The organism is Moraxella sp. ZY200743 (assembly GCF_050885545.1).
GTDB lineage: Bacteria > Pseudomonadota > Gammaproteobacteria > Pseudomonadales > Moraxellaceae > Moraxella > Moraxella haemolytica.
In genome coordinates, this window is record NZ_CP091313.1 from 924,876 (window position 1) to 948,806 (window position 23,931).

Annotated in this window: 36 protein-coding genes; 9 read left to right on the forward strand and 27 right to left on the reverse strand. The window is 36.8% G+C overall.

What is annotated here, in order from left to right; genetic code table 11:
- The first annotated feature begins 107 nt into the window (after positions 1–107).
- Positions 108–1,085 (forward strand): tRNA 2-thiocytidine(32) synthetase TtcA, encoded by a 978-nt coding sequence (gene ttcA / locus L3D27_RS04510; RefSeq protein ID WP_432481871.1) that lies wholly within the window; start codon positions 108–110, stop codon positions 1,083–1,085.
- Between the two features lie 72 nt (positions 1,086–1,157).
- Here ttcA and aroQ read toward each other — a convergent pair whose 3' ends face one another.
- Positions 1,158–1,637, reverse strand: a complete 480-nt coding sequence (gene aroQ / locus L3D27_RS04515; protein ID WP_432481873.1) for a type II 3-dehydroquinate dehydratase — start codon at positions 1,635–1,637, stop codon at positions 1,158–1,160.
- Between the two features lie 354 nt (positions 1,638–1,991).
- Here aroQ and L3D27_RS04520 point away from each other — a divergent pair, with 354 nt between their 5' ends.
- The 6 genes from L3D27_RS04520 (at position 1,992) to L3D27_RS04545 (ending at position 7,272) form a co-directional block, all read left to right on the forward strand.
- Positions 1,992–2,201, forward strand: a complete 210-nt coding sequence (locus L3D27_RS04520) for a cold-shock protein (protein ID WP_284674395.1) — start codon at positions 1,992–1,994, stop codon at positions 2,199–2,201.
- 151 nt (positions 2,202–2,352) lie between these two features.
- Positions 2,353–2,793 (forward strand): hypothetical protein, encoded by a 441-nt coding sequence (locus L3D27_RS04525; RefSeq protein WP_373630488.1) that lies wholly within the window; start codon positions 2,353–2,355, stop codon positions 2,791–2,793.
- A gap of 37 nt (positions 2,794–2,830) precedes the next feature.
- Positions 2,831–4,057 (forward strand): DEAD/DEAH box helicase, encoded by a 1,227-nt coding sequence (locus tag L3D27_RS04530; protein WP_432481874.1) that lies wholly within the window; start codon positions 2,831–2,833, stop codon positions 4,055–4,057.
- 3 nt (positions 4,058–4,060) lie between these two features.
- Positions 4,061–5,266: a radical SAM family heme chaperone HemW gene (hemW, locus tag L3D27_RS04535; protein ID WP_432481692.1), complete on the forward strand. Its 1,206-nt coding sequence runs from the start codon at positions 4,061–4,063 to the stop codon at positions 5,264–5,266.
- A 339-nt stretch (positions 5,267–5,605) separates the two neighbouring features.
- A complete protein-coding gene (locus L3D27_RS04540; protein WP_432481693.1) occupies positions 5,606–6,139 on the forward strand; it encodes a tRNA (cytidine(34)-2'-O)-methyltransferase in 534 nt (177 codons plus the stop codon).
- Between the two features lie 65 nt (positions 6,140–6,204).
- The gene (locus L3D27_RS04545; RefSeq protein WP_432481694.1) at positions 6,205–7,272 is read left to right on the forward strand and encodes a site-specific integrase; all 1,068 of its coding nucleotides are present in this window, start codon (positions 6,205–6,207) and stop codon (positions 7,270–7,272) included.
- Here the strand turns inward: L3D27_RS04545 and nrdB are convergent.
- From nrdB to L3D27_RS04645, 20 genes are all read right to left on the reverse strand, one after another.
- On the reverse strand, positions 7,202–8,299 hold the full coding sequence (gene nrdB / locus L3D27_RS04550) for a class Ia ribonucleoside-diphosphate reductase subunit beta (protein ID WP_432481695.1): 1,098 nt from the start codon (positions 8,297–8,299) through the stop codon (positions 7,202–7,204). The genes L3D27_RS04545 and nrdB overlap by 71 nt on opposite strands.
- A 47-nt stretch (positions 8,300–8,346) precedes the next feature.
- Positions 8,347–8,742 carry a hypothetical protein gene (locus tag L3D27_RS04555; protein WP_432481696.1) on the reverse strand — a complete coding sequence of 132 codons (396 nt, stop codon included), beginning with the start codon at positions 8,740–8,742 and terminating at the stop codon, positions 8,347–8,349.
- 18 nt (positions 8,743–8,760) lie between these two features.
- Positions 8,761–9,291 (reverse strand): crossover junction endodeoxyribonuclease RuvC, encoded by a 531-nt coding sequence (locus L3D27_RS04560; RefSeq protein ID WP_432481697.1) that lies wholly within the window; start codon positions 9,289–9,291, stop codon positions 8,761–8,763.
- A 12-nt stretch (positions 9,292–9,303) separates the two neighbouring features.
- The gene (locus tag L3D27_RS04565; protein WP_432481698.1) at positions 9,304–9,999 is read right to left on the reverse strand and encodes a hypothetical protein; all 696 of its coding nucleotides are present in this window, start codon (positions 9,997–9,999) and stop codon (positions 9,304–9,306) included.
- 32 nt (positions 10,000–10,031) lie between these two features.
- Positions 10,032–10,535: an HNH endonuclease signature motif containing protein gene (locus L3D27_RS04570; RefSeq protein ID WP_432481699.1), complete on the reverse strand. Its 504-nt coding sequence runs from the start codon at positions 10,533–10,535 to the stop codon at positions 10,032–10,034.
- On the reverse strand, positions 10,528–11,247 hold the full coding sequence (locus L3D27_RS04575) for an AAA family ATPase (protein WP_432481700.1): 720 nt from the start codon (positions 11,245–11,247) through the stop codon (positions 10,528–10,530). The genes L3D27_RS04570 and L3D27_RS04575 overlap by 8 nt, the downstream gene beginning before the upstream one ends.
- Positions 11,248–11,313: 66 nt before the next feature.
- Positions 11,314–13,476 (reverse strand): DUF3987 domain-containing protein, encoded by a 2,163-nt coding sequence (locus L3D27_RS04580; protein ID WP_432481701.1) that lies wholly within the window; start codon positions 13,474–13,476, stop codon positions 11,314–11,316.
- A gap of 8 nt (positions 13,477–13,484) precedes the next feature.
- A complete protein-coding gene (locus tag L3D27_RS04585; RefSeq protein WP_432481702.1) occupies positions 13,485–13,673 on the reverse strand; it encodes a hypothetical protein in 189 nt (62 codons plus the stop codon).
- Positions 13,674–13,726: 53 nt separating this feature from the next.
- On the reverse strand, positions 13,727–14,179 hold the full coding sequence (locus L3D27_RS04590; RefSeq protein ID WP_432481703.1) for a hypothetical protein: 453 nt from the start codon (positions 14,177–14,179) through the stop codon (positions 13,727–13,729).
- Positions 14,176–15,138 (reverse strand): hypothetical protein, encoded by a 963-nt coding sequence (locus L3D27_RS04595; RefSeq protein WP_432481704.1) that lies wholly within the window; start codon positions 15,136–15,138, stop codon positions 14,176–14,178. Before L3D27_RS04595 ends, L3D27_RS04590 begins: the two co-directional genes overlap by 4 nt.
- Positions 15,139–15,218: 80 nt before the next feature.
- Positions 15,219–15,659, reverse strand: coding sequence for an enoyl-CoA hydratase (locus L3D27_RS04600; RefSeq protein WP_432481705.1), 441 nt, complete (start codon positions 15,657–15,659; stop codon positions 15,219–15,221).
- A complete protein-coding gene (locus L3D27_RS04605) occupies positions 15,652–16,224 on the reverse strand; it encodes a DUF4376 domain-containing protein (protein WP_432481706.1) in 573 nt (190 codons plus the stop codon). Before L3D27_RS04605 ends, L3D27_RS04600 begins: the two co-directional genes overlap by 8 nt.
- 1 nt (position 16,225) lies before the next feature.
- On the reverse strand, positions 16,226–17,383 hold the full coding sequence (locus L3D27_RS04610) for a gp53-like domain-containing protein (protein ID WP_432481707.1): 1,158 nt from the start codon (positions 17,381–17,383) through the stop codon (positions 16,226–16,228).
- A complete protein-coding gene (locus L3D27_RS04615; RefSeq protein ID WP_432481708.1) occupies positions 17,383–17,577 on the reverse strand; it encodes a hypothetical protein in 195 nt (64 codons plus the stop codon). Before L3D27_RS04615 ends, L3D27_RS04610 begins: the two co-directional genes overlap by 1 nt.
- A 10-nt stretch (positions 17,578–17,587) precedes the next feature.
- Positions 17,588–18,772 carry a hypothetical protein gene (locus tag L3D27_RS04620; protein WP_432481709.1) on the reverse strand — a complete coding sequence of 395 codons (1,185 nt, stop codon included), beginning with the start codon at positions 18,770–18,772 and terminating at the stop codon, positions 17,588–17,590.
- Positions 18,773–18,827: 55 nt separating this feature from the next.
- Positions 18,828–19,160, reverse strand: a complete 333-nt coding sequence (locus L3D27_RS04625; RefSeq protein ID WP_432481710.1) for a hypothetical protein — start codon at positions 19,158–19,160, stop codon at positions 18,828–18,830.
- Positions 19,126–19,326 (reverse strand): hypothetical protein, encoded by a 201-nt coding sequence (locus L3D27_RS04630; protein WP_432481711.1) that lies wholly within the window; start codon positions 19,324–19,326, stop codon positions 19,126–19,128. The genes L3D27_RS04625 and L3D27_RS04630 overlap by 35 nt, the downstream gene beginning before the upstream one ends.
- Positions 19,295–19,561, reverse strand: coding sequence for a hypothetical protein (locus L3D27_RS04635; RefSeq protein WP_432481712.1), 267 nt, complete (start codon positions 19,559–19,561; stop codon positions 19,295–19,297). Before L3D27_RS04635 ends, L3D27_RS04630 begins: the two co-directional genes overlap by 32 nt.
- Position 19,562: 1 nt before the next feature.
- Positions 19,563–19,901 (reverse strand): hypothetical protein, encoded by a 339-nt coding sequence (locus L3D27_RS04640; RefSeq protein WP_432481713.1) that lies wholly within the window; start codon positions 19,899–19,901, stop codon positions 19,563–19,565.
- Positions 19,902–20,062: 161 nt separating this feature from the next.
- The gene (locus L3D27_RS04645) at positions 20,063–20,371 is read right to left on the reverse strand and encodes a hypothetical protein (RefSeq protein WP_432481714.1); all 309 of its coding nucleotides are present in this window, start codon (positions 20,369–20,371) and stop codon (positions 20,063–20,065) included.
- 140 nt (positions 20,372–20,511) lie between these two features.
- Here L3D27_RS04645 and L3D27_RS04650 point away from each other — a divergent pair, with 140 nt between their 5' ends.
- Together L3D27_RS04650 and L3D27_RS04655 are read left to right on the forward strand one after the other, a co-directional pair.
- The gene (locus L3D27_RS04650) at positions 20,512–20,877 is read left to right on the forward strand and encodes a hypothetical protein (protein ID WP_432481715.1); all 366 of its coding nucleotides are present in this window, start codon (positions 20,512–20,514) and stop codon (positions 20,875–20,877) included.
- Between the two features lie 9 nt (positions 20,878–20,886).
- Positions 20,887–21,420 carry a TIGR02594 family protein gene (locus tag L3D27_RS04655; protein WP_432481716.1) on the forward strand — a complete coding sequence of 178 codons (534 nt, stop codon included), beginning with the start codon at positions 20,887–20,889 and terminating at the stop codon, positions 21,418–21,420.
- Positions 21,421–21,434: 14 nt separating this feature from the next.
- On the opposite strand, the gene L3D27_RS04660 is transcribed toward L3D27_RS04655, so the two are convergent.
- The 6 genes from L3D27_RS04660 to L3D27_RS04685 are packed head-to-tail and all read right to left on the reverse strand — an operon-like array spanning position 21,435 to position 23,814.
- Positions 21,435–21,698: a DUF6378 domain-containing protein gene (locus tag L3D27_RS04660; protein WP_432481717.1), complete on the reverse strand. Its 264-nt coding sequence runs from the start codon at positions 21,696–21,698 to the stop codon at positions 21,435–21,437.
- Positions 21,699–21,715: 17 nt separating this feature from the next.
- Positions 21,716–22,636, reverse strand: a complete 921-nt coding sequence (locus L3D27_RS04665) for an FAD-dependent thymidylate synthase (protein WP_432481718.1) — start codon at positions 22,634–22,636, stop codon at positions 21,716–21,718.
- Entirely contained in the window at positions 22,629–22,808 is a 180-nt protein-coding gene (locus L3D27_RS04670) for a hypothetical protein (protein ID WP_432481719.1), read from the reverse strand. The genes L3D27_RS04665 and L3D27_RS04670 overlap by 8 nt, the downstream gene beginning before the upstream one ends.
- 3 nt (positions 22,809–22,811) lie before the next feature.
- A complete protein-coding gene (locus L3D27_RS04675; protein WP_432481720.1) occupies positions 22,812–23,069 on the reverse strand; it encodes a hypothetical protein in 258 nt (85 codons plus the stop codon).
- 6 nt (positions 23,070–23,075) lie between these two features.
- Entirely contained in the window at positions 23,076–23,357 is a 282-nt protein-coding gene (locus tag L3D27_RS04680; protein WP_432481721.1) for a hypothetical protein, read from the reverse strand.
- Between the two features lie 10 nt (positions 23,358–23,367).
- Entirely contained in the window at positions 23,368–23,814 is a 447-nt protein-coding gene (locus L3D27_RS04685; protein ID WP_432481722.1) for a DUF6948 domain-containing protein, read from the reverse strand.
- Positions 23,815–23,931: the final 117 nt, after the last annotated feature.

The window sequence follows — 23,931 nt, forward strand, 5'->3', positions numbered from 1 at the left end:
ATAACATGAACGACATGATAAACGACTTGAAGAATGATGCAGCACCGCTAGACAGTGATGACCTAGAGGTCATTCATGCCTTGTCGCATGATGACAAGCGAGATGACATGACCGATAATAATGATGAAACTCATGATTTTGACGATGGCATTAAATCAACTCGCTTTAAGAAATTGCAAAAGAAACTTCGCAAGGAAGTCTCGTGGGCGATTCGTGATTTTAATATGATTGAAGATGGCGATGTGGTCATGGTGTGTATCTCAGGCGGTAAAGACAGCTTTACTTTACTAGATATTCTACTTTTTTTAAAGCGTATTGCACCGATTAATTTTGAAGTTGTGGCGGTCAATCTTGATCAAAAACAACCCGGTTTTCCTGAACACATACTGCCAGAATACTTATCTGAGCAAGGCATTCCTTACTACATTCTAGAAAAAGATACTTACAGTATCGTTAAGCAGGTTGTATCAGAGGGTAAAACTTATTGCTCGGCTTGCTCTCGCTTGCGTCGTGGCTCGTTATATGGCTTTGCTAAGCAAATTGGTGCAACCAAAGTGGCACTTGGGCATCATCGTGATGATATTTTGGCAACTTTCTTTTTAAACTTGTTTCATGGTGGTTCATTAAAGGCGATGCCGCCTAAACTGCTATCAGATGATAAGCAAAATATCTTGATTCGTCCGCTTGCTTATGTCGCCGAAAAAGACATCATTAAATACGCCAATTATAAAGGCTTTCCCATTATCCCTTGCAATCTTTGTGGCTCACAAGAAAACCTACAGCGAGCGATGATTAATGATATGTTGCGTGAATGGGACAATGCCCACCCAAAACGCCTAGCAAGTATGTTTAAGGCCTTGCAAAATGTTGCCCCAAGTCAGCTTGCTGACCGTGAACTGTTTGATTTTGAAAGCCTAAAAACCGAGCGGACGGATGATGAACGCCTGTTTGAAGGTGATAATATTCAAGTGGGTGTGGCAGATAAGCTGGCTGATATTGGACTGCCAACTAACCCTGAGGTGCAGACCTTTAATCCAAAATTTGACAAAGATAAAAAAATCCCTGTTATCAATCCTGTGTTATGACTTGTATCAAGATGGGTGGTTGGGCGTATTTTACCGCCTGCATTACCCATCTTAGCTATCAAAAAAGGATTGTCAATCACTGTCTGCTTTATTCAAATACTCAACCAACCAATCTAGTGCCATGTCGTAGCCCATATCGCCAAGCCCGCAGATTACACCCACTGCCTTATCGGAAAAATAAGAATGCGTACGAAATGGCTCTCGTGCATGCACATTGGATAGGTGGACTTCAATGAATGGCTTGTTTGCGGCGGTGAGTGCATCACGAATCGCTACTGAAGTATGGGTAAAGGCGGCAGGATTGATGATGACAGCGTCAAAGCCCGTACCATCAGCCAATAATCCCAATTCACCAATCTTATCAACGATGTCGCCTTCGTGGTTTGACTGAAAGGCAGTCAGCATGATGCCATGCTTGGTGGCTTTACTGATTAAGCGATGTTCGATGTCAGCTAGCGTGGTTGTACCGTAGATGTGCGGTTCTCGTTTGCCTAGCAGATGTAGGTTTGGACCATTTAGTAATAAGATGTGGCAAGACTGTTTCATAATGATGGGCGGTCTAAAAGTAAGAATGGTGTTATTTTAGCAGATTTTTTGTGAAAAGTTTTGTCTGATTGGTGGTTAATCGTGGATAAATAGACACTTGTGTGTGAAAATTGATAAAAATACTTGTATTCTGAATTTATCATGGTATGATAATTGCGGTAGTTATGTAAAGATGTGATTTTTTGTAAATATTGTTAGTAATATTATTGCTGGCGATATTGATGAAATTGCCTACTGATTACTGTAAAAAGAGTGTGGTTGAGATTTTCAACCCGCTTGAGTTCATTTAGCTTGATGAGCTTTGATGGCGTGTTTAGTAACCATGCCCATCATATTCAAGCGTTTTTATAGGAAGAGAATATGTCAGTTCGTGAACAAGGTACTGTAAAATGGTTCAATGATTCCAAAGGTTTTGGCTTCATTCAGCGTGCGACAGGTGAAGATGTGTTTGTGCATTTTCGTGCGATTTTGGGCGAAGGTTATCGCTTGCTAAAAGAAGGTCAAGCAGTGGAATTTGTTGTAAGAGAAGGCGATAAAGGATTACAAGCTGAAGAAGTAACCAAGCTATAAACACTTTTCTTGACACACTAAAAGTCCGCTTTTTTGTGGGCTTTTTTTATGCGTTCATCACTCATGATGTGGATAATTTTGCAAATCATTTGCATAAATTGTTATAATGCGTTATTGTGTATATTTTTTACTATCCTATTGGAGCATGACAATGAAAATTATGAATAAACTATTGGCTGGTGTACTTGCTGTAGGCATCTGCATGGGTGCATCTGCTGCAGACACTCAAGATGCACAAGAACTAAGCGATGAACAAAAAACAGCTTATGGCATCTGTAATATTGTCGGTGAAGGCGTGTTTAGCGTGGCGGTCATGCGTCAATCTGATGTTAAACAAAGCGATGCCGTAAAAGAAGTTGAGGTGGTATCAGCTGAGCTTGTCAAGCAGTTCGGTGATAATGAAATCACCGAATACATCAAAGAATTTTGGCAGGTGGCATTGACTGAGTTGTATAAGCAGAATGTTGAAGCAAGCGATGATAAAAAGCGTGAATTTGTACAAGGTGCAACCGCTGAAGCAGGCTATGCGTGCCTTGATATGATTTTAGAAGAATCAACTGAACCAACAAAAACATCCGCCAAAAATAAATAAGGATAATCATTTGAGTTTATACACACTTCCAAGCGATGTGGCGACTTTTGGTCGTTTTGAAGATTTGCCATTGTCTGAGACGACTTTAAAGGCGGTGCGTGCACTTGGGTTTGAGAAGCTAACCCCAATTCAAGCACAAATCTTACCACATACGCTTGCCAATCAAGATGCCATTGGTCAGGCTCAAACAGGTACTGGCAAGACAGCGACTTTTTTGATTACCATCATTGAATCGCTAATGAAACACCCCTTTGCGTCTGATGAGGCAAGGTTTTTGGGTGAGCCCCGTGCTCTAATCTTAGCACCGACTCGTGAGTTAGCACAGCAGATTTTTGCCGATTGCCGTGAATTAACCCGTTTTAGTAACCTGTATAATTTATGTATCACAGGTGGTGCGGATTTTGATAAACAAGCAAGTCAGCTTGAACGCCGTCCTTTGGATATTTTGATTGGTACACCAGGTCGCATTATTGACTGGGTGAACAAGGGAGTGTTGTTCTTAGATAGAGTGGAGGTGTTTGTTTTGGATGAAGCGGACCGCATGCTTGACATGGGCTTTATCCCTGATATTAAACGCATCGTTCGGCACATGCCTGTCAATACACACCGCCAAAGCCTATTGTTCTCGGCAACATTTAATACTGATGTGATGAACCTAGCCTATCGCTGGCTACATAACCCTGCTTTTGTGGAAATCGCTCCAGAGAGTAAGACCAATCAGGCGATTGACCAACGCTTTTATTTATTGACTGAGCGTGAAAAGATGGCGGCGTTGCGTGAGATTTTGTCTGACAAAGATGTGAAAAAAGCCATTATTTTTGCCAATCGCAAAGACCAAGTGAAGCGACTATATGATAACTTGCGTCGCCAGTTTGAGGTAACCATGCTCTCAGGTGATGTCGCCCAACAAAAACGAGAGCGTTATCTTAAACGCTTTAAGGATGGCGAGGTAAATATCTTGGTGGCGACTGATGTGGCAGGGCGAGGTATCCATGTTGATGATGTGACTCATGTCATTAATTATACGCTACCTGAGATGCCTGATGACTATGTGCATCGCATTGGGCGTACTGGACGAGCAGGGCACACAGGTATTTCCATTAGTTTTGTCAGTGAAAATGATGCCTTTAATCTACCTGCACTTGAAAAGCATGTGGATATGAAGTTTAAATTAAACCAATTTGAATTCATAGAGGCAGATAATCATGCTGGTTCATCACAAAATAAAACCGATCGGTCGGATTGTTATAGTGAAGCAGGGTAGCTAATGAACCCATTGTTAGAGCTACAACCCAAGCGTATTCCGCTGTCGCTATATATCCATATTCCTTGGTGCATCAAAAAATGCCCATACTGTGACTTTAATTCACACGCCTTGCCTAGCCCTGACCAAAACGCGCTGTTATCAGCACCTTTTGCTGATTATGTAGATGCTTTGATTGCAGATGCCCAGTCTCAGCTATCTTTTGTGCAAGATAGGCAGATTGAATCTGTGTTTATCGGTGGGGGTACGCCATCGCTACTGCCTGCTGAGCAGTTTAAACGGCTGTTTGATGCATTGCGAGAGCTTTATGATTTTCGTCCAGATTGTGAGATTACGCTTGAGGTCAATCCTGGTACGATTGAACATTCACCATTTGAGGCATATCGCCACATTGGAATCAATCGTGCGTCTATTGGGGTGCAGACTTTTGATGACAAGGTATTGCAAACGCTAGGGCGTGTCCATAATCCCATGCAGGCGATGAATGCCATTAAACAAGCAAGACAAGCGGGTTTTGAGCGGGTGAATGTGGATTTGATGCATGGACTACCCAATCAAGATGCGAATATGGCCATTCACGATTTAAAAACCGCTGTGCAGATGGGGGCGACTCACATTTCGTGGTATCAGCTAACCATTGAACCAAACACCGCTTTTTATCGTTCACCACCTGCCTTGCCTGATGATGAAGTGCTTGAATCCATTGAAGAGGCAGGGCGTTGTTATCTGCTTGAGCAAGGCTTTAATAATTATGAAGTCTCAGCATGGGTAGGGGCAAATGACAGACCTTGTCATCACAATATGAATTATTGGCAATTTGGTGATTATCTGGCAATCGGTGCAGGTGCACATGGTAAAATAACACTATATAATCATACTGAACATGCAGATGGTATTTATCGGTTTAGTAAGTCTCGTTTGCCTAAAGATTATCTGAATTTTATGCCATCCTATGCCCCAAAAATGGTGAGCTTTGAGAAAGTTAGCGAAGATAGTCTGCCCTTTGAGTTCATGATGAATGCCCTTAGGCTAAGGCATGGTGCGACAACACAGATGTTTGAGGAGCGAACAGGACTGCTTGTTAGTAGCATTGATAATGAGCTACTGCCCTTACAGCATGAGGGTTTTATGGTGCATGATGCGACCTTGCTTAGCCCAACTAACATGGGGTTTCGCTATGTAAATCATTTGGTGCGTTCATTTTTATGATTGGTGCTATCACATGAACAACGGATACCGAAAATAATTTTTTTGGTATTTTGTGAGATGAGCTTGTTAAATCTTTTGTCAAACTTTTTTGCACCATTGATAACGGCATCGCTAGCTTCCAAAAAATGTCCTTAACGCAACTTTTCATGGTGTTCAACCAGTTAGAACAAAAAATTATAGCAACAGTAGCGGTGATTGATTTTTGTATGATAATTTTCTTTTATAATTAGGCTTGAGTTTCAAGAAGTTCCGACAAACTTGCACTGATTATCATGAATATTGATGATATTTTGTGTGAATTTAAATCATTAATATTTTGATTAACCCTGTATAATAACCATGTCAACCATTCATATTATCCTATTTACCCCAAAAATCCCCAACAATACTGGCAATATCATTCGCCTGTGTGCCAATACAGGAGCCAAACTGCATTTAATTAAACCGCTTGGTTTTGAGCTTGACGATACCAAGCTAAAACGAGCAGGGCTTGATTATCATGAATATGCTGATTTGAAAGTGCATGAAGACTGGTGGGTGTGCCGTCAGATGCTAAATGAGATGGGTGTTGACCAAGTGGTAGCATTGACCACCAAGTTTAGCCATAGCTTTTATGAGCATGATTTTAGTCTTGCTCAAGAAGAAAGTGTTGCGATGGTGTTTGGTTCGGAGACTGATGGTCTGCCAGCGAAGATTAGAGATGATATCGGTGTAGATAATTGGCTTCGCTTGCCCATGTTGCCACAGTCTCGCAGTCTAAACCTTGCCAATTCGGTATCTATTTGCTTATATGAACTTTGGCGACAGATGGGTTTTGTTGGTGATGTTGGTGAGAGTGTTGGCTATCACCGTTTATCCAGTCGTCCTCATTAAGTATATGGATAAATTGGGTATTCTTGGGTTGTCTTTATAAAAAAGTTTCCCAAAAGTTTCCCAAAATGAGTCGTCAATTAACCCCTCATCGTCATGGCAATAAGTGGCGAGTAAAGTTTAGTTTTTCTAAACAAAAATACATCATCACTGCACATACAGAACAAGAATGTATCCATTTAGCAAAACAAAAACTAAGTATACTTGAACAAGCTAAAGTGTCTGGTGGAGGTTTAACTTTTAAACAAGTGGCTACCATTTATTATGAACAACATGGTCAATATCTAAAAAGCCATAGACAAGTATACTACTTGATACATAGGTTTATCCGTGAGTATCCAAATATAAGTAATAAACTTATCCAAGATATAACAGCACATGGTTTAATACTATGGCGTAATGATAGATTGCAGAAAGTAAAAATTAATACTGTAAAAACAGAATTATCAAGACTATCTGCCATCTTTGCTTATGCTAAAAATGAGTTGCTTATCATTAATGAAAATCCCTTTAATAAAATAAAACTATACAAAACAACCCTATCAAGAAATCGTAGAGTGTCTGAAAATGAGCTTGTAAGGCTCATACAAGCAAGCAAATACCTGCTGGGTACTAAACCTAAGAATAACTTACAAGTGGCTGTATGGTGCTTTATATTCGCTATAAATACCTGTATGCGGATAGGTGAAATACTATCCATTAAAGCAATACACATACATAGCAATCACATACATATACCCATTACTAAGAATGGTTATAGTCGTGATGTACCATTAACAGATAAAGCCAAAGAGATGTTATCTTGGTTGGATATAACTGATAATTTATTTGATAAACCATATAAAGTAAGTCAAATATCTGAAACTTGGATAAGATTAACCAAGAAAGCAGGAATTACAGATTTACACTTTCATGATTCTCGTCATGAAGGTATATCTCGGTTTGTCAAAGATTATCAATTACCTGTACAGACACTGGCTAAAATTACAGGGCATAGGAGTTTAAAGGTATTGCTCAACACTTACTACAACCCTACGGTTGATGAAATGTTGAGCATGATGAAGCTTAAAGCTCAAACTCATCAAGCTGTAAGTTATCCAAATCACTGTTCACTTGACCTACAAGATAAGAAGTAATCTCTGTTTCTTGTGGTGCTACTTGTACATTATCAGAAGATAACCAAGTATTTATCCAAGGAATTGGGTTGGACTTATTATCAAATACAGCAGGTAAGCCAATTGCAGTTAAACGGATGTTGGCAATGTACTCAATGTATTGGTGTAAAATATCTTTATTTAAACCAATCATAGAACCATCTTTAAATAAATACTCAGCCCACTGTTTTTCTTGTTCAACAGCTTTATGAAAGATACCTATTGCTTGTAGCTTACATTCATCAGCAATATCTACCATCTCTGGGTCATCTTTACCATATTGCATTAGGTTAATCATGTGCTGAGTACCATTTAGATGTAGTGCTTCATCACGAGCAATCATCTTGATAATCTTAGCATTACCTTCCATCAGTTTTCGCTCTGCAAAGGCAAAGCTACAAGCAAAAGACACATAGAAACGAATGGCTTCTAACACATTTACTGCAAGCAAGCACAGATACAGTTTCTTTTTGATGTCTCTTAGATTACCTTTACCTGTTAATAAATAATGCTGAGAGGCTTCATAAAGGTCATCATAATAATGAGCAATGTCTCCTGCACGAGCTAAGATATGCTCATTCTCCATGATATCATCAAATATGATTGATGGGTCAGTAACAATATTACGAATAATATGTGTATAGCTACGACTATGTACGGTCTCACTAAATGACCAAGTCTCAATCCAAGTCTCAAGCTCAGGAATAGAAACCAAGGGTAATAACACTGCATTAGGACTGCGACCTTGAATACTATCAAGTAAGGTCTGGTATTTTAGATTAGAAATGAAAATGTGCTTTTCATGTTCTGGTAGTGCCATATAATCCAATCTATCTTTGGATACATCAATCTCTTCTGGTCGCCAAAAGAATGACAACTGTTTTTCAATCAGCTGTTCAAAGATAGGATGTTTTTGTTGGTCATAGCGAGAGATATTAACAGACTGCCCAAAGAACATAGGTTCTTTGAGCTGGTCATTCTTAGTTTGGTTGAATATAGAATAACTCATTTAAGTTTACCTGTTTGTATGGTATGGTCATAAAGTTTTAGTTCTCCTTATGAAAATAACTTACGCACATCTGAAGTGGTAGATTGTTTAAAGGCAAATAAATTTTTATCCTCATGTTCATTTACCGTAATGGGTTCTTGGTTGTCTTGGTCATCATTTGATGTTGACTCTAACTCGTTTGCGTTTTCATTTTTTGGTTCTGGTTCTGGTTGAGCAACCTGTTTGGGTGTCTGCTCTGTCTTAGTCTTAACCTCTTTATTATCATCTTTATTTTTTGGTTTTTCTTGTTTGGTAGGTTTGGTGTCAGTAGGGTTGGTGTCAATCTTGACACCTTCTGAAGTAATCTCAACAGATGCTTTGTCTGTATCTACAGTAAGACCTTGAGATTCTAAGTATTGAAGTACTGCTTGGTTAAGTTCTTGTGAGTTAAGGGTAATTTTCATGGTTATTCCTTTTTTGGTTTAGTTAAGTAAGGCGGTATGAGTAGCTGCAATGGCATCACAAATATGCTCTTGTTTACCTTTTGGGTATTTGTTTAGCCATGCACAGACTTCTGGGTAGGTATTAACCACCCAGTTAATGACTTGTTCTTTAGAAGCATCTAGCTGTCCTACAGTACGCTTAACTTCCTGTGGGGTAACAGCCAGTAGTGGGATAGTATTAACACCATCTTGATAAGCCACTACGCTTGATAGTGCAATACACACACCATAGCTCACCATAGCACGAGCTGATTGTGAACCTACTGGTAGCTCTGCAATAAAGTACTTGGGTTTATGTGTCTGGTTAAGTTTATATAACCCATCATATAGCTGTGTGGCTGATGCTAAATCCTCTAAATTTTGATAAGGTTGTGTTTTTGGATTACTGTTGATAACACCCCCTTCTTTAATGAATAGGGTTTTAGTTTCTGGATTAAAGCTGGCAATACAATAACCCCAGTTGCGTAAACTGGGGTCAAAGCCAATGACAGTTTCTAAATTCTCTGACATTGATTGCACCTATTAACCAAATAGTCCAGATTTTTTTACACCAGCAGTAGTAGGTGTTGATGATTTATTGGTAGTGGTAGAATCTTTGATTTGACCTTCCCACTTATCTAACCAGTTTTTATAGAACTCTGCTTCTTTACCTGCACGAACCTCTGATGTAGTACGATTATCTTTGGCACTAAATACTTTTGAAATAGAAGCTCTTTTAATGATTTCATCACCATCTACATAGTTACCGTTGTTATCTTTAACTTGCTTGAATAGTTTTTCTTTAATGATGCCTAGCTTAACTTCTTTACCCAACAAATCTACAAGCATAGGCACTTCTGTTGGTACTTCTTTTTTTTGTTCAAAGTTATATACCTTGATGACTTTTGGTTGAATTTTTTGCTCTGCCAAAGGTTTGGTTGATGCAAATAAGGCGATGGCATCAGCATTTAAAAATGAGGGTAGGTAGTTTCTTTCACCGTTTTTCTCATAAAAATTATTACCTTGACGGTTAGTTACATACAAGGTCTCACGGAAAATAACACCGTCTAGGTCAAATTCAAAATTAATCGCACCTGCACCTGATTGCGATTGTGAAGTGTATGCGTGCTTAATAATTGCTGAATAAATGCCTGATTCTGGAACTTTATAATTACCACCAAGTACATCTTTTTCTTGTTCAATATTTTCTTGGTAGCCTAAATTAGATAAAAAGTTCATAATAATTCCTCTTGGTTTTGGTTGGTTAAAAATTAATTTCCATGATTCTCATGAAAGCCTAATTCTATGGCTCGTTGTTTACGAGCAATTATCGCATCATCAATATCATCAAAAGATTTTTGAAATACTTTTCGTCCGTTTAGGCGGATTTGTGCGACATACTTACGAGTGCGTTTGTTATACCAGATACCCACTTCTTGGGTTCTTGATTGGGTATTTTTAGCTCTGTTGCGAGCATTTTCGCTAACTGTAACCTGTCTAAGATTGTTAATGCGGTTATCTGCTCTATCATGGTTAATGTGGTCTATTAAGTGTTTGGGTGGTGTACCGTGTATGTAAAACCACGCCAAGCGATGCTCAGCGTAGCGTTTACCTTGAATGTTAATATAACGATAACCTGTGGATGAATCTACTCTACCTGCACGAACACCTGCATGGATATTCTTAGATGGTTTAATACGCCATGTAAAATGTCCTGTAGCAGGGTCATAATAAAGTGTCTGGGTTAGAGTGTCATGGGTTAGGTCATTAAGCATAGTATTCATTCAAGCGGTTGAGTACTAAAGTAACATCATTATTGATAAAGGTTTCTTTATCATCAAACAATCCCATTGGACTACGCATTCTTTCATTGACGGTATCTTTGGTGATTTGAGTTTGAAATACATATTTAAAACCTAATGCACGCTCACGGTCTGTGTAGGTAAGCAAGTCATTATCATAATCAGTTAAATCATCAATGGTTACTTTTTTAGTACTAACGATACAACTAAAGTATGACTCTACACCCTGATTTGACAAAGAGCCTTTGATAGGTACTTTGGTTTCCATAACCATTGCTTTATCATTTAAAGCACTCTTGGTGTGTGCAGTAAAGACAACGGATTTGCTACTACTAGCAACATACTTTTGCATCAAGTTTTTAAAAAACTGAGCATAATTAGACCAACTTTGCATGGTGTTTGATGCAGTTAAAACATGAACACTCTCATACATATCCATCAAGTAATTTAGACCATCAATAACGATGGTTTTAATGTCATCTTGATTTTCTGCCCATTCAAATGCTTCATATACTTGATAAGGGTCTGTGATGGTTACTTCTTTAAAGTTCTTTGGTTTAAATGGTAAGCGTTTTCCTGATTCACAATTTAAATAAAGTACATTACTTAGATTGGATAAGCTAACAGACTTACCTGTACTGCTCTCTCCACAGACCAACAGTAGATGGTCATTATTGCTACTCATAATTTCTCCTATTTAGGTTAATGAAAAAACACCCTATAAAGGGTGCTTTAACCAGTATCATTGATACTAGATTTTCCCATTGGCTGCAAGTCTCCCTGCAACTGTATGGAAAATGGTACTATGAAGCTCCAATTCATCTAGTTTATCAGATAGCTTATTGTTCAACGAAATTACCTTTTCTTTGATAATATCAAAGCTAAATCCACCATCTACTAATACAAAGGCATAACGAAGTAGCATATTATTGCGATTACCATCACCTGTGTTATTGATGACCCATCTTTCTAGGTTATCAAGATGGTTTTGGTCGTGTAAGATACGCTCTCGTTCTTCGTTCTTAGAAGTTTTTGGGATATAGGGTAAGATGTCAAATAGCTCACCTTCTGTATAGATAACTAATGCATTAGGGTTACTAAGCCACTTCTTAGCACGATGCCCACACTGTCTATCTACTTCAAACGGTAAATCATTAAGTACATTGTTATAAAGCTCTTTGTACTCATTCTTATCCAGTTTTAAATTGTAGTTGATGGGTAAGATGATACGGAAACGATGATTATCATCTGTGTGGCTCTTAGTGGTGTAATAGATGGCTTGATATTTTTTCAATAACATCTGAGCTGTAGATAAATTGGTGCTACCATCTACATCTAAAACCAGTAAATTAAATCCTTCAATGGCATTATCTTCTTTACGATAGCCATCAGTAACATGATGACTAAGCCAATGGTAATCAGGTTGGGTAACCAGTTGAGTTAGCTGCTCAAAGGTAATGCTGTCATTATAATAACCAGTGGTCATGTCTGAGTTATTGGTATAACTGACTGTAAGATTATCAAGACTGGTTTCATCAATAGTATCTGCATGAAGAAATAAAATAGATTCAATATAAGATTTTTTAATAATTATATTGTTTTTATATCCCCATGCAATAGCCATCATGAGCATCTCATCTTTTTGGGCTTTACTACCTCTAAATGATGGTAAATCCTCATCAAGGTCTGCCAAAGTTACTTGTGTACGAGTCTGTGCTAGATAGTTGGCTAATTTAACATAAGGTCTTTGAGGTGTCATAAGACTTACAAAAGCCTGTCCACTATCTTCTGCCAGTTTGATGGCATACTCTACATGATGTGGATAGATTTCATCATCACCATCAATAAATGCATAAGCACCTGCTAATTTCATTACTTTAAAATAACGATGTTCTAACTCACTTTTACGAATATTTTCAAGCTCTGATAACTGCTGGCTTTGTTGTTCACAGATGAGTTTATACTCAACCAGTAGCTTAATACTATCTTGGGTAAGTCGTAGTGATTTATTCATATTGGATAAATCTGCAAGTAATGCTAAGCGGTCTGATAGTTGTTCAATATAATCATCATGGTCGCTATTAAATAACTGATTGATGACTTCATCAACACTCATGCCTGTTTGCTTAGTACTGCGTTCTGCATAACCAAAGAAGCATCTACGAGCATATCCCATTTCAAGCATTTGCATGAGTTGCTCTTCTGTTCTTGCTCCATCTAATAGCTTAGAAGGTGTACCAAATAACAACATATTAGCAGGGGTATATCCATCAATGCGTTCAAATCTGGTATTCTCAGCAGAAGATTTAACCAGCTTATCTTTAATAAATCCTTTATCATACAGCTCTAAATAAGCGGTAAGAGCTTCAATAGAGCCACTAAAGTTCGCTCCAATTTCATCTACTTGCAGATTACAACTGCCTGCATTAGCCATAAGTAGCTTTTGACGCATTTGTTTAATGGCTGGTGTGGTAGCACTATCAAAACTGAATAATAATGCACCTAACTCATTAAAGCTCTTAGCCAGTTTAATAAGCTCATCATCAATGTCTGTACCATTCCTCTTAGCTCGTTTGGCTGCAAGTAATTCACAATTTTGTTCAGCACAGATAGGAAAAGTATGTTCCATAAATGCTGTCTTAAATGAATTAATCACTTCATTTTCAATCAGTGAAGTACTGTGTCCTTTACCACTACCTGAAGGGGATAAAGCAAAGGCATATACATTGATAGGAATAGTACCTTTACCTGCCCACCCTGCAATGTTTACTCTCATGTGGCTGGTAATCATTGCCATATAATAAGCAACAATTACTCTAAAAAATAAAGGATTGCTGTTTTGTGTTTTTGTTTGAAGTATCTTAACTAATTTTTGTGAAGTAGGGTGATACTCCATTTCATTAATAGATTTCATAATTAACCTTATTTAATTTTAATGCTAAGTACAAGACTAAGGATAAAAACAAAAAATGGATAATAAGGTAGATGCACATCTGTATCAAAAACTATTTTGATAAGTGCTACTGGAATAAGCAAGGTACTCATAACGATAAATAAGATAATATAGCTGAATAAAAAATCAGTTATGTCTACTGAGAATTTTTGTTTCATAATGGATTCCTTTTATTAAAAATAAAACCACAAAAGCGTGCCAGCACGCTTTACTAAAGGTGAGTAGATTGGGGTTGTGTGTATTTCATTAATAGCTGATATAAGGCATCTATTTGATTTGGTATGAGTACACGATTTATATGATGTACCCATTTTGGTTGTTTGAGCATATCTGCTTGAGGGTTTTTGGATATGTGTGAACCTCCTCTATTAACTACCTCAGCTGTACGACGCAAATGATTAATAGTCGTTACTAATTCTAGAAATTGCCAAATATCTTCTTCATCTGTAATGATGAAATCCTCATCAAAATATTCCTTAAGTTTAGTAATTGGGATTATATTTAACGAATGGAATTGAGTATAAATATCTTTATTATAAATATGTCCAAAACCCCAATACCAATCACAATCCCATGAAGGTCTCTTCATATACAGACGCCCTTCATGACTGCTCGTACCTATATAGATACTTTCAGGGTAATCATTTAATAGACTAGGTTTCATAAAGTAAGTTCTCCTGTATTAATGAGTGTGTCTTTTTGGCTACATAAATTAAAAGCAGGGCAATATTTACAAGAGGATACTTGCCCCTTAACCAGTTTAACGATGCCTTGATTACCTTGAGTAGCCTTATAGGCATAAGCATCTGCTGAATTATCAAAGTTCTTGGTAGAGCGAGTTAGTTTATTTGGGTCTTTGTAGTATTTATACACATCAGGTTTACGCCATAAGTCGTCATCTGTGCATAGGGGTAATTGGGATTCTGGAGCATCTTTATATAAGTCTATTTGCTTAACCTTATCATGGATATATTGATTGGTTTGTTGAAGACTCATCAAAGGATATTCTTGAGAGATTACTCGTGATGCTGGATAATCTTTATTACGCCTAGATTCAGCCATACTCCAATCAGTAAAGATATAATGAATAGTCATGGTATCTTTGGTAATAATGTCTGGATTTAACCAACGATAAATAGACCCTTGTAATCTGTATTTATCTGCATTGGATTGGTTCATATAATTCCATACAGAAGTGGATTTAAAATCCTGTACTTTACCTTCAGCAACAAAGTCAAACTTGCCTGATATGGTGTAGCCAAGCACCTCTCGTTTGGAGCGTTTTTCCATATAGACATTAATATCTTTTGGGTCTGGGTTATCAGGATTAATTTTAATTTTATTAATGACTTTATCATTAAATCCCAGTGCTTTTAGTGCTTGGTTTGGATTAAGCCAAGCTTGTTCAATAGCAGTATGAATGGCACTACCCATACGAGATGAGATAAGACTGCTGATGTCTGTTAGGGTATTCTCCTTATCCATTCTTAAGGATAATACTATCTGTCTAATAGAACGAAGTAGGGTAGTAGCACTAATGACATTGTCTTCATGGTCGTAACTGTCTGTGGCTAAGAATACTGCTAAGGGTAATGGGATATTTGTAATGTTGCTATAATTCATAATGCACCTTATGGGTAACAAAAACCCATCTTATGATGGGTTTTATTTTAAGTAAAAATGGTTTAGATACTAATAGTACCTCACACATCATTTTTTAGCATACTGGCTAAATCGTTGGGACTAAATCGCCAACCCTCATTAGAGCTAAAAATAGCGTTAAAACACCACTCTGAACAAAAATATCGCTCTTTAGATTGGGAAAACAATGCTACTACACCTAATGCACCCCATAAGTCATAGCCTGCTCCTTGGGTGTGCTTAAAATAGTCTTTTACTCGCTCGTGTGTGATGGATAGCGGTATCAAATCCCACTTATCAATAGGTAGTACCATCTCTTTACATCTTACACCACCATCACGGTAGCTTGATGTGTAGCATTCATAACGACCGTTAGGCAAGGCAATGGCAATTTCACAATGTGAATATCTTCCTTTGGTAAAAACCCTAGTAATACCATCACAAATGCGATGACTAAGTTTTTTAGCAGAACCATGATAACAAGCTAAATAAATCTTACTCATAAATAGCACTCCAACCTGTTGAGTAGTCATAATCATAAGGGTTATCCATTTGCATCATTTGAGCTTTGTGTTTTTCAGCATTGACAAAGTTGGCTTGCTCTTCTGCAATTAATGTAATGGTAAGCTCTGCTAATAAGTCTTTATTGAGTTCAACAAAGCTATTATCCATAGTTTTCCACATCAGATTGTCAGGTAGTTGTGGTAGCGTCTGTAAGGCAAGGTATTGTGTACGAGAAGAATCATCAGAATGGAACCATTTATCCACACTCTTGATGTATACACCACTACGACACATACGATATCTTTTATCTTTAATGGCTTCCCAGATTTCTTGCTGTGCTTGGTCTTTATCAATAGATAATACCCACCCATCATCAGTGTATTGATGGTGTATAGATGGTCGCTTAATAGCAGATAAATCAGCTAAGATGTAATAACCATCATTGATTTGTTCTAATAGCTTGGTGTGTTCATCTTTTGAGATTTCTATCAAGTCATTGGGTAAGTCTTGATAATCCAAACTGGTATCATAAAATGCTTGTTGGCTTGGGCTAAATTGGAGCATATTAGTATCCTATCACTAAAAAATAGAGTGGGTATCTTCCACTGCTTACTAGACCGTTGAATATTTTCTTCATATATATTGGGCAACTACGCCTACTCGGACTACCTTGAGCATAAGCTATATAACCATCATCATGCTTATTAGGGTTACCCATTGATGTCTGAATACTTAATGCTTTATTAGGAAAGGCGATGGGAAAACTTACATTATATGTTACGGTATCTCTACCACCTAATGTAAATTGATATATTCCCCATTGAATAATCAACCCATTTTTAAGTTTGACATAGCCTTTGTCTGCTAATGATGCTTCGCCATTAACTGCAGAAAGAATCTCTGCTCTTACCTCTGGGAGGCTAACAAAATTTGTAATATCAGTTCTATCTGCTTTACTGTTGAGTTCTGATTTTCTAGCATAAGCAGATAAATCAATATTAGTTTGATTGCGAGATAATGCTTGATTGAGTTGCTCAGTGTTTACCAAACCATTAAGAATGTTTTGTAAGTTTGTGATTTCACTGATGGAATGTGTATGCCTTAAATTTGCTTTACTACTTAAATCATTTTTAGTGGCATAAGGTGTTAAATCTATGGCATCAGATTTGCTATCAATGATTCTTAGAAGCTCTTGTTTTAAATGATTTAAATCCTCTGTACTTACCTTATCTAATAAGGCAGGTAAATTAGTATCCATGTTACTTGATAAGGCTTGTATAAGTGATTTTAGCTCAGTAACTTGTGTTTTATCTGCTTTACTGGCAATCACTTCATCTTGAATACGATTGGCTTCAGTAACCGCATTAGTAGCAGCTTTATCTGCTACTAAACGCAAAACTTCAGTCTGTACTTGTTCAAGAGTTAAGTCATTAAGCTCAGCTTCTGCAATTAGAGCTTTAACCTGATTAATAGTAACAGTATTTTCTAATTGAGATTTATCTGCTTTTGTAGATAATGCTTCAATCAAACCTGTAATTTGAGCTATTGTGTGAGTATGTCCTTCAATAGTACCATTTTGTATTGGTTGCTTAAGCCCTTGTTTGAGACCATCTAAAAGCGAAGCAGTGTTTTTATTCTCTTGTTTTACTAAACGCACAGCTTCTGCCAAAGCAATAATGGCTTGAGCAATTCCTTGTTTTTCTATTTTATCTATTGGCATCATTATTCTCCTAGAATCTCTGTAACTTTATTTAATAAGTCAAGGTCATCTTGGTAACCTGTAAAAGCTTTTAGCTTAGCGATTTCTCCAGAATTTTGTGTGTTCTTTTTAAGAATATCATCTTTAAACTCTTTAAATTTATTAGCCAGTAAAACAATAGCACCTGCTGTACCTGTATGAGATAATGAGTCAGACATAAGAAATTCCTTAAATTAGTAAAGAGTGAATTTGTGTTAATAGGTCTGTGTCTTTGACAAAACCTGTAAAGGTTTTATGTTCAGCAACTTCAGACTTAAGTAGCGTAACATCTTCTTTAGTTTGTAAGGAAATCTGATTAAGTTCTTTGTATTCACTTGAATTGACAAATTTATTAATAACCAAATCAATCATATCTTCTTTAAAAGTTTCAACATTAAATGCTTCATTATCATTGATACCTAAAATGGCTGATACAAGATGTATGTGTCTATAAAGCTCATCTACATGGGTTTTATTTGCTTTATCTTGGATAAGCCCTAAGATGTAATTGGTATTTTGAGATACCCATTCTGCATTGGCTTTTTGTTTGACTGTCTCTACCAATGCATCAAAAGCCTCTTTATCAGTCTTAAGGTCAAGTAGCTCAGTAATATGCTCAGTATTGTCTGTAAGCTGTTTTAATGACACTTTATCTTGTAGCTGACTTTGTGTGAGGGTAGCTGTGCTAGTAGCCATCTGTGCAGTTTTAACAGCTTGCTCTGTAAGCTCTGTTAATGTAGTTATGTTGTCTTTATCTGCTTTGGTTTGTGTTAGATGAGCATAAGAGCTTTGCAATAAACCAATGGCACGAGACAAGCTATCTACGCTGATTTTATCTGCTTTATTGTTGAGTACTTGTTTTAGTTCATCCAAAGCATCAATAGATGCTTTAATATCCAGTTCAGACTTTAAAGCATATACAGATAAATCAGGTAATTGGGGAATTGTAGGAATGAGTTTTAGAATTTGTTTTTTGGTTAAAAACTGTGAGATGTCTTGCTTAATAACTAAGTCATTAAGTTCATTCTTTTTTACAAAAGCATCAAGCTCATTTTTGGTAACCAGTGAAGGTAAATCCACTTGTGTCGTATCAGAGGCTATATCTCTTAAGATAGGGTTGGTTGCTGTAATAGATATTGTAGTGGCTGAAACCAAACGAACATATAAGATGCTTTTATCCAAGCGTAAAGGGTTACTTGCTTGTGGTTCAATAGATGCTAGTGGTTTCCATTCAAAACCATCAGTACTGTACTGAATACTAGCAGTATTTTCACCTGTGTTGGTAAAAGTAGTGGTTTCATGTAGTAAAGTAAATTTAACTACTTCACCTGTTTTGATGTGTAAGGTTTTAATCTTATCAGTAATAAATAACATAAAAACTCCTAAAGTATATGGAGCTTTTATGCTACAACTAAACAAGCAAAACTACCTAAAATGGGTCATAGTCTACTTTTTCATAAACTGTTTTGGCTTCATAATTATTAGGATGTGTTTTCATTTCTTGGATAACTTCTGAAATGATACTTTGTAGTTCCTGCCAATGCCCAATAAAGTGGTTATCTCCATTAACAATATAAGAGATAATATTTATCATACTGTGTAAAGATTCTGCTTGTACTGGGTCAAGATTACCAAAGCCAGAATAACTCTGTAAGATGTTTTTTATATTATGGGACAAATGAGTATTTAAAAAGAAAGAGCCATTAATTTGGCTCTTTGTCAGGTTATCAAGAGTGTTTTGCGATGTATGTGTGATGGGCATAGTAATTTACCTTATGAGAGTTTCGTGTATAGTAAGGAGTATAGCCATACTGTTTAGCTACCTCAGAGATGAGCATACGACTACGAGAATGTTTATCCAGTTCTCTGATGCTGATGATGCCTGATTTATTTTGTTCAAATACTTGTCTTAAACTCAATAGGCTCATCACAAACCTCTTTAATATAGGGACGGATACTATTTAGATGGTGTCGTTCTGCAAACGCCATTGCATCATAATGCTCGTCAAAATCAAATAAATGAATACGACCTATACCATCAGCACAAGCGAGTCTTAAACGCTTATGCTCTGGTTTGATGGTGTAGGTGTATTTAATACCCACAGCTTGCCATTCATCGTGTCCTTGCATATTCCATTCTAAGGGTTTTAGTTCAAATTTCATATTAACAACTCACCGTTAAATAAGAAGCACTTCTATCAATGTCTGCATCAACCAAGTAAGGCTCTAGTGCATTATCAATCAAACCGTTTAATTCGTGCTTATTAAGTAGCACAGGGGAAGTTACATTATCCACATACTTTTTACCGTCTAATGTGGTGATATAGATATTAATATACCACTGTCTTTTGGCATCTTTTGAGAGTATCTGCTTTCTTTGGGTAATCCATTGACCATAATAGGTAAGCTCCTTGGTCAATTGATTAAAAGGTTTATTAACATCTAAGGACATCTTTAGACACCCTTTGTATTTTTTGATTCTTTTTGGTTTACGAGTTTTCATTTGAAAAGTACCTAGTTAAATAAATGACTAAGACAATCAAAATGATAAAAATGATTGTCTTAATAATGATGGTAAGAATAAGAGGCAACAAACTCAAAGAGATAAGTGCAATAAGTATCCAAAATAATAAATCAATCATACAAAACTTACCAAATTGTCTATTAATGTTCTAAAGGGCTATTTGAAGACAGTTCAACCAAATCAATACCAAAACAGTCTTTCCATGCTGATGCTGGATAACTATTTGATAATAGCCCATACTTCTCAATTTTCTTAGGGGTGTAATTATTGCGATTACACCATTTTTTTAGTTCAGCCCATGGATATAAAAATCCTGTTTTTAGATAGACGGTAGTGGTTGTGGCTGATATTTCTTTATCATACTTATTGTCTTGTTGCTTAAGTTCCTGAAGAGTCTCAAGAGCTGAATTTAAATATCCAATCAGAGTGTCTAGTTGTGCTGTATTCATGGGTAAACTCCAATAAAAAAAAAGTTAATATAAAAACAACCGCAAAAGCACACCCCGTGTGCTGTTTGACAGGATTATGTTTGTGTTAAATAAATAATTTATAGTAGCTCAGTTGTCTGCGTATTAGGTTGGGAGATGCAATGAACAATATGACTGATATTCCAATCTTGGTTAAAATCTTTGGAGTGATTATTGGTGCAATTTTTGCTTTAACACTTACAGGAGATATTGACCAACAAGGTAAGTTACGCCTGAATATGGGTGTAATGGTTAAAGTGGCATTTAGTGCTTATTTTGGTTTCTTATCTGGTGGTTGGCTTATTGAATATATGGACTGGCAACGATACAGTTATGTATCACATGGCTTTGTCATGATGCTGTGTTCTGTGTTTGGTATGGCATTAGTTGGTGTGATTTATCAGAGCTTTAAACTATCTACAACAGATAAGACATTCTCTGAAATTATCCAAGAAATTAAAGAAACCTTTAGAAGTATCATTAAATAGGAGAATACTATGAATGAATTACGCTGGATAGCTAAAGCTCGCAGTTATTTAAATCTGACTGAAATTGTAGGTTCTAAACATAATCCTACTATTGTGGATATGTGGAAACTAGGGTTTAATGCTACAGGGCAATCCAATAGGCTTAAAGAAAAAGTATGGAATAATGATGAAACTCCGTGGTGTGGTGCATTTTGTGCTGCTGTAATGGCACAAAGTAATCTACCTCATCACATTCCAAAATCATTTCCACTTGCTCGTTCATGGGCTACAGTAGGGACTAAATTATCCAAACCTGCTTATGGTTGTATCGTGGTGTTTAGTCGCAATGGTGGCGGTCATGTGGGGTTTTGTGTTGGTAGAGATAAGCACGGTAATATCATGGTGCTTGGTGGAAACCAAAGTAATCAAGTAAATATCAAACCCTTCTCACCATCTCGTGTCTTAGCTTATCGCTGGGCAGGTGATGGTACAGTACCATCAGATGCACGCTACAAATTACCTGTACTGACATCTAATGGTAAAGTATCTACCAATGAGGCTTAAATAAAAATAACCCCTTATTTGGGGTTATTTTCTAATTCATTAACAATTAATTGGGCATATCCTGCAATATCTACCCAACTATCTTTATAACTAGGATTACCACTAACAATACGAGCCAGTTTAGATGCAATCATATAGATTGCCATATTCATACTATGTGTTCTGTACTCTTTATTGTATTCGCACGCTTCTGCAATTTGTTCTGCTATACTAGCAACATGGTTAAAGGTGCCATAATTATTGCGTCGTTGTTCTAAGATTTCGTTAATATTAGACATAGTTACCTCTATAGTTGTTATGGATTATACTTTTTACAATCATGATTGGGGATAAGCTGTCTGTACTGTACCCAGTTAGTGAAGTTGCCTGAGTAAAAGGTGTATTTGTTTCTATAGTTATACCAATGAGTAATTCCCTCAAATTCATCGTTCTCCCCTGATGGGTCAATAGGTGTGGCACAATGCTCAAAAGGACTAGCATGTACTGGCTCACTATTAACTAGCTTGTCATAGATAGCTAGTGCTTTTTCAATACTGGTATCATTTTTACGGTATGATACTTGTGCTGCACAGGAACAAGAGATTTTGATGGCTGTTTCTACATCAACAGTGCTAGGTAGTTCTGTTTCATCTGTTACAAGATAGATTAACTGACCATCAATATTGCGAGAATGCTTAATATAAGGCGTATGCCATTCACCTGCTTGTAATACTTCTGGCTCACTCTCTTGCATTGCTTGATACATCTTATCAGCTAGTTCTTTAATCTCTGGTTGGGCGTCTTTATGACAACGCAGATTAAAGAAGTTATCAAAGTCAGTAGCAGTTACTAGCGTTTTCATCATTTGAAATGGTTCTAGCAAACGGTTCACGATTTGTTTATGTAAGCCAAGAACCTGTAATTTGTAAGCATGATACATGGCTGAATCTCTTGCATCGTACCAAGCTCCTTCGCAAATATCTCTGTGTGCGTGTTCATCTTTGGCTTGCATACCGCTTTGATTTAAACCCCAGTATAAAGGTACTGCTGGGTTATCACTGACTTGCTCAATCATCCTATCAATGGGAATGGCTCTACTACTCGCTGCATTGCGTGAAAATTGGCGGTGCGTTAGAAGCTCTGCGTGGATATAGCGATGGTACTCTAATTCAAAAGTAGTAATACGCTGTCCTGTATGTGTTGATATACTATCAGCGATAATAGTTGCTTTAATCATTTTCAACCTCTCTAAAAACCTTCACTTCAATCACAATATTATTTTTTGTGTTGTAGCTGGTTTTATACTCTATCTCTACCCCATCACCAATTTCTTCTTCAGTGGCTTTTTGAGCCTCTAAAAATAGACGCTCAAATTCAAGAATAGCAGGGTGAATGATTTCGTTGTTCATGTTTTACTCCTCTGGTGGATTAGGTAGTGGTTGCCAACATTTGACTTCATCAAACTCCCACATAAAATCCCCAAATTCATCTGAAAACCAATGATAACCAGCATATTCTTCGCCATCATCACCAGTAAATGGACTATCATCTATGGTATAGATTGCGATTTTAATACCAACTGTTTTGATATAAATTAAGATTTCTTTGTCTTCGTATTGTCTTAATGAATCACAATCTGTGCTAATCCAACCGTTATTTGGCTTTACCATCAATTTTTAATCCTCGCCTATTTCTAAGAATTTTTTAAAATTCCCATTAGTTAAACTACCAATAAATTTACCTTTATGAGTAAAATCTAACTCATCATAATAACCAAGTTGCTCAAACAAAGTCATTATTGTTTCCTCACTTGAAAATTCACAATCATTAAGACGATAAGGTGTAAATTCAACTTTTAAACCTATCTCTTCTGAATGATAGTAAAAACTACCGCCATCAAAGCTAGCAAAAGTAAGGTTCTCATCTTTATGGGTTTTTACAAAGTCATAAATACTCATTCTTAATCCTCTAAAACCACTTCGCCATCAACAAAATCAATGATGGTTTTGCCTGTTTTTGGGTCAAATGGGATTCCTCTAGTGATTGAATGGCAATATCGGTGCAAGGGATAATCTCAATGGCTTCAAGCCATACAGATTCCACAGGCTCTACGATTTTTGATTCATCGTGCTTAACACCATATAAAGCACAAGCAGATAGACTAATGCCCTCTTTTGCCCACCATTTCCACATTCTACGAGCATTTGTAATAATGACCTCGCTACCTGCTTTTTGTTCTAGTGTACCGAACCAAACACCTGCAGAGTATGTACGCACAATAACTTTTTTACCTACCATACCGTTTAGACCCTCATGCGTTACTGTGTGAGTCTCTGATGCGGTTGGTGTGTTTATGTTATCCAACATAGACTGGATTTGTTTGATTTGATCTAGGGTTAGATTGTCAATGTTCATAAGATTTATCCTTCGTTTAATAAATGTCATCTTTAAATATTTCAATTTTATAAAGATGACAGGGTTGTTATGTTTACGGTATCATCATTACTCATATCTACAATAGTAGAAATTAAG

What these genes read in the sequence shown, in the direction of transcription:
- L3D27_RS04580 (WP_432481701.1), bottom strand. Translation starts at nt 13,476, where the DNA reads ATGAAATCTATTAATGAAATGGAGTATCACCCTACTTCACAAAAATTA.
- L3D27_RS04665 (WP_432481718.1), bottom strand. Translation starts at nt 22,636, where the DNA reads ATGATTAAAGCAACTATTATCGCTGATAGTATATCAACACATACAGGA.
- L3D27_RS04680 (WP_432481721.1), bottom strand. Translation starts at nt 23,357, where the DNA reads ATGAGTATTTATGACTTTGTAAAAACCCATAAAGATGAGAACCTTACT.
- L3D27_RS04545 (WP_432481694.1), top strand. Translation starts at nt 6,205, where the DNA reads ATGAGTCGTCAATTAACCCCTCATCGTCATGGCAATAAGTGGCGAGTA.
- nrdB (WP_432481695.1), bottom strand. Translation starts at nt 8,299, where the DNA reads ATGAGTTATTCTATATTCAACCAAACTAAGAATGACCAGCTCAAAGAA.
- L3D27_RS04600 (WP_432481705.1), bottom strand. Translation starts at nt 15,659, where the DNA reads ATGAGTAAGATTTATTTAGCTTGTTATCATGGTTCTGCTAAAAAACTT.
- L3D27_RS04655 (WP_432481716.1), top strand. Translation starts at nt 20,887, where the DNA reads ATGAATGAATTACGCTGGATAGCTAAAGCTCGCAGTTATTTAAATCTG.
- ttcA (WP_432481871.1), top strand. Translation starts at nt 108, where the DNA reads ATGACCGATAATAATGATGAAACTCATGATTTTGACGATGGCATTAAA.
- L3D27_RS04685 (WP_432481722.1), bottom strand. Translation starts at nt 23,814, where the DNA reads ATGAACATTGACAATCTAACCCTAGATCAAATCAAACAAATCCAGTCT.
- L3D27_RS04520 (WP_284674395.1), top strand. Translation starts at nt 1,992, where the DNA reads ATGTCAGTTCGTGAACAAGGTACTGTAAAATGGTTCAATGATTCCAAA.
- L3D27_RS04540 (WP_432481693.1), top strand. Translation starts at nt 5,606, where the DNA reads ATGTCAACCATTCATATTATCCTATTTACCCCAAAAATCCCCAACAAT.
- L3D27_RS04570 (WP_432481699.1), bottom strand. Translation starts at nt 10,535, where the DNA reads ATGCTTAATGACCTAACCCATGACACTCTAACCCAGACACTTTATTAT.
- L3D27_RS04595 (WP_432481704.1), bottom strand. Translation starts at nt 15,138, where the DNA reads ATGAATTATAGCAACATTACAAATATCCCATTACCCTTAGCAGTATTC.
- L3D27_RS04615 (WP_432481708.1), bottom strand. Translation starts at nt 17,577, where the DNA reads ATGTCTGACTCATTATCTCATACAGGTACAGCAGGTGCTATTGTTTTA.
- L3D27_RS04625 (WP_432481710.1), bottom strand. Translation starts at nt 19,160, where the DNA reads ATGCCCATCACACATACATCGCAAAACACTCTTGATAACCTGACAAAG.
- L3D27_RS04635 (WP_432481712.1), bottom strand. Translation starts at nt 19,561, where the DNA reads ATGAAATTTGAACTAAAACCCTTAGAATGGAATATGCAAGGACACGAT.
- L3D27_RS04660 (WP_432481717.1), bottom strand. Translation starts at nt 21,698, where the DNA reads ATGTCTAATATTAACGAAATCTTAGAACAACGACGCAATAATTATGGC.
- L3D27_RS04640 (WP_432481713.1), bottom strand. Translation starts at nt 19,901, where the DNA reads ATGAAAACTCGTAAACCAAAAAGAATCAAAAAATACAAAGGGTGTCTA.
- L3D27_RS04620 (WP_432481709.1), bottom strand. Translation starts at nt 18,772, where the DNA reads ATGTTATTTATTACTGATAAGATTAAAACCTTACACATCAAAACAGGT.
- L3D27_RS04525 (WP_373630488.1), top strand. Translation starts at nt 2,353, where the DNA reads ATGAAAATTATGAATAAACTATTGGCTGGTGTACTTGCTGTAGGCATC.
- L3D27_RS04575 (WP_432481700.1), bottom strand. Translation starts at nt 11,247, where the DNA reads ATGAGTAGCAATAATGACCATCTACTGTTGGTCTGTGGAGAGAGCAGT.
- L3D27_RS04555 (WP_432481696.1), bottom strand. Translation starts at nt 8,742, where the DNA reads ATGAAAATTACCCTTAACTCACAAGAACTTAACCAAGCAGTACTTCAA.
- L3D27_RS04670 (WP_432481719.1), bottom strand. Translation starts at nt 22,808, where the DNA reads ATGAACAACGAAATCATTCACCCTGCTATTCTTGAATTTGAGCGTCTA.
- L3D27_RS04560 (WP_432481697.1), bottom strand. Translation starts at nt 9,291, where the DNA reads ATGTCAGAGAATTTAGAAACTGTCATTGGCTTTGACCCCAGTTTACGC.
- L3D27_RS04585 (WP_432481702.1), bottom strand. Translation starts at nt 13,673, where the DNA reads ATGAAACAAAAATTCTCAGTAGACATAACTGATTTTTTATTCAGCTAT.
- L3D27_RS04650 (WP_432481715.1), top strand. Translation starts at nt 20,512, where the DNA reads ATGAACAATATGACTGATATTCCAATCTTGGTTAAAATCTTTGGAGTG.
- L3D27_RS04605 (WP_432481706.1), bottom strand. Translation starts at nt 16,224, where the DNA reads ATGCTCCAATTTAGCCCAAGCCAACAAGCATTTTATGATACCAGTTTG.
- L3D27_RS04610 (WP_432481707.1), bottom strand. Translation starts at nt 17,383, where the DNA reads ATGATGCCAATAGATAAAATAGAAAAACAAGGAATTGCTCAAGCCATT.
- L3D27_RS04675 (WP_432481720.1), bottom strand. Translation starts at nt 23,069, where the DNA reads ATGGTAAAGCCAAATAACGGTTGGATTAGCACAGATTGTGATTCATTA.
- hemW (WP_432481692.1), top strand. Translation starts at nt 4,061, where the DNA reads ATGAACCCATTGTTAGAGCTACAACCCAAGCGTATTCCGCTGTCGCTA.
- L3D27_RS04645 (WP_432481714.1), bottom strand. Translation starts at nt 20,371, where the DNA reads ATGAATACAGCACAACTAGACACTCTGATTGGATATTTAAATTCAGCT.
- L3D27_RS04630 (WP_432481711.1), bottom strand. Translation starts at nt 19,326, where the DNA reads ATGAGCCTATTGAGTTTAAGACAAGTATTTGAACAAAATAAATCAGGC.
- L3D27_RS04565 (WP_432481698.1), bottom strand. Translation starts at nt 9,999, where the DNA reads ATGAACTTTTTATCTAATTTAGGCTACCAAGAAAATATTGAACAAGAA.
- L3D27_RS04590 (WP_432481703.1), bottom strand. Translation starts at nt 14,179, where the DNA reads ATGAAACCTAGTCTATTAAATGATTACCCTGAAAGTATCTATATAGGT.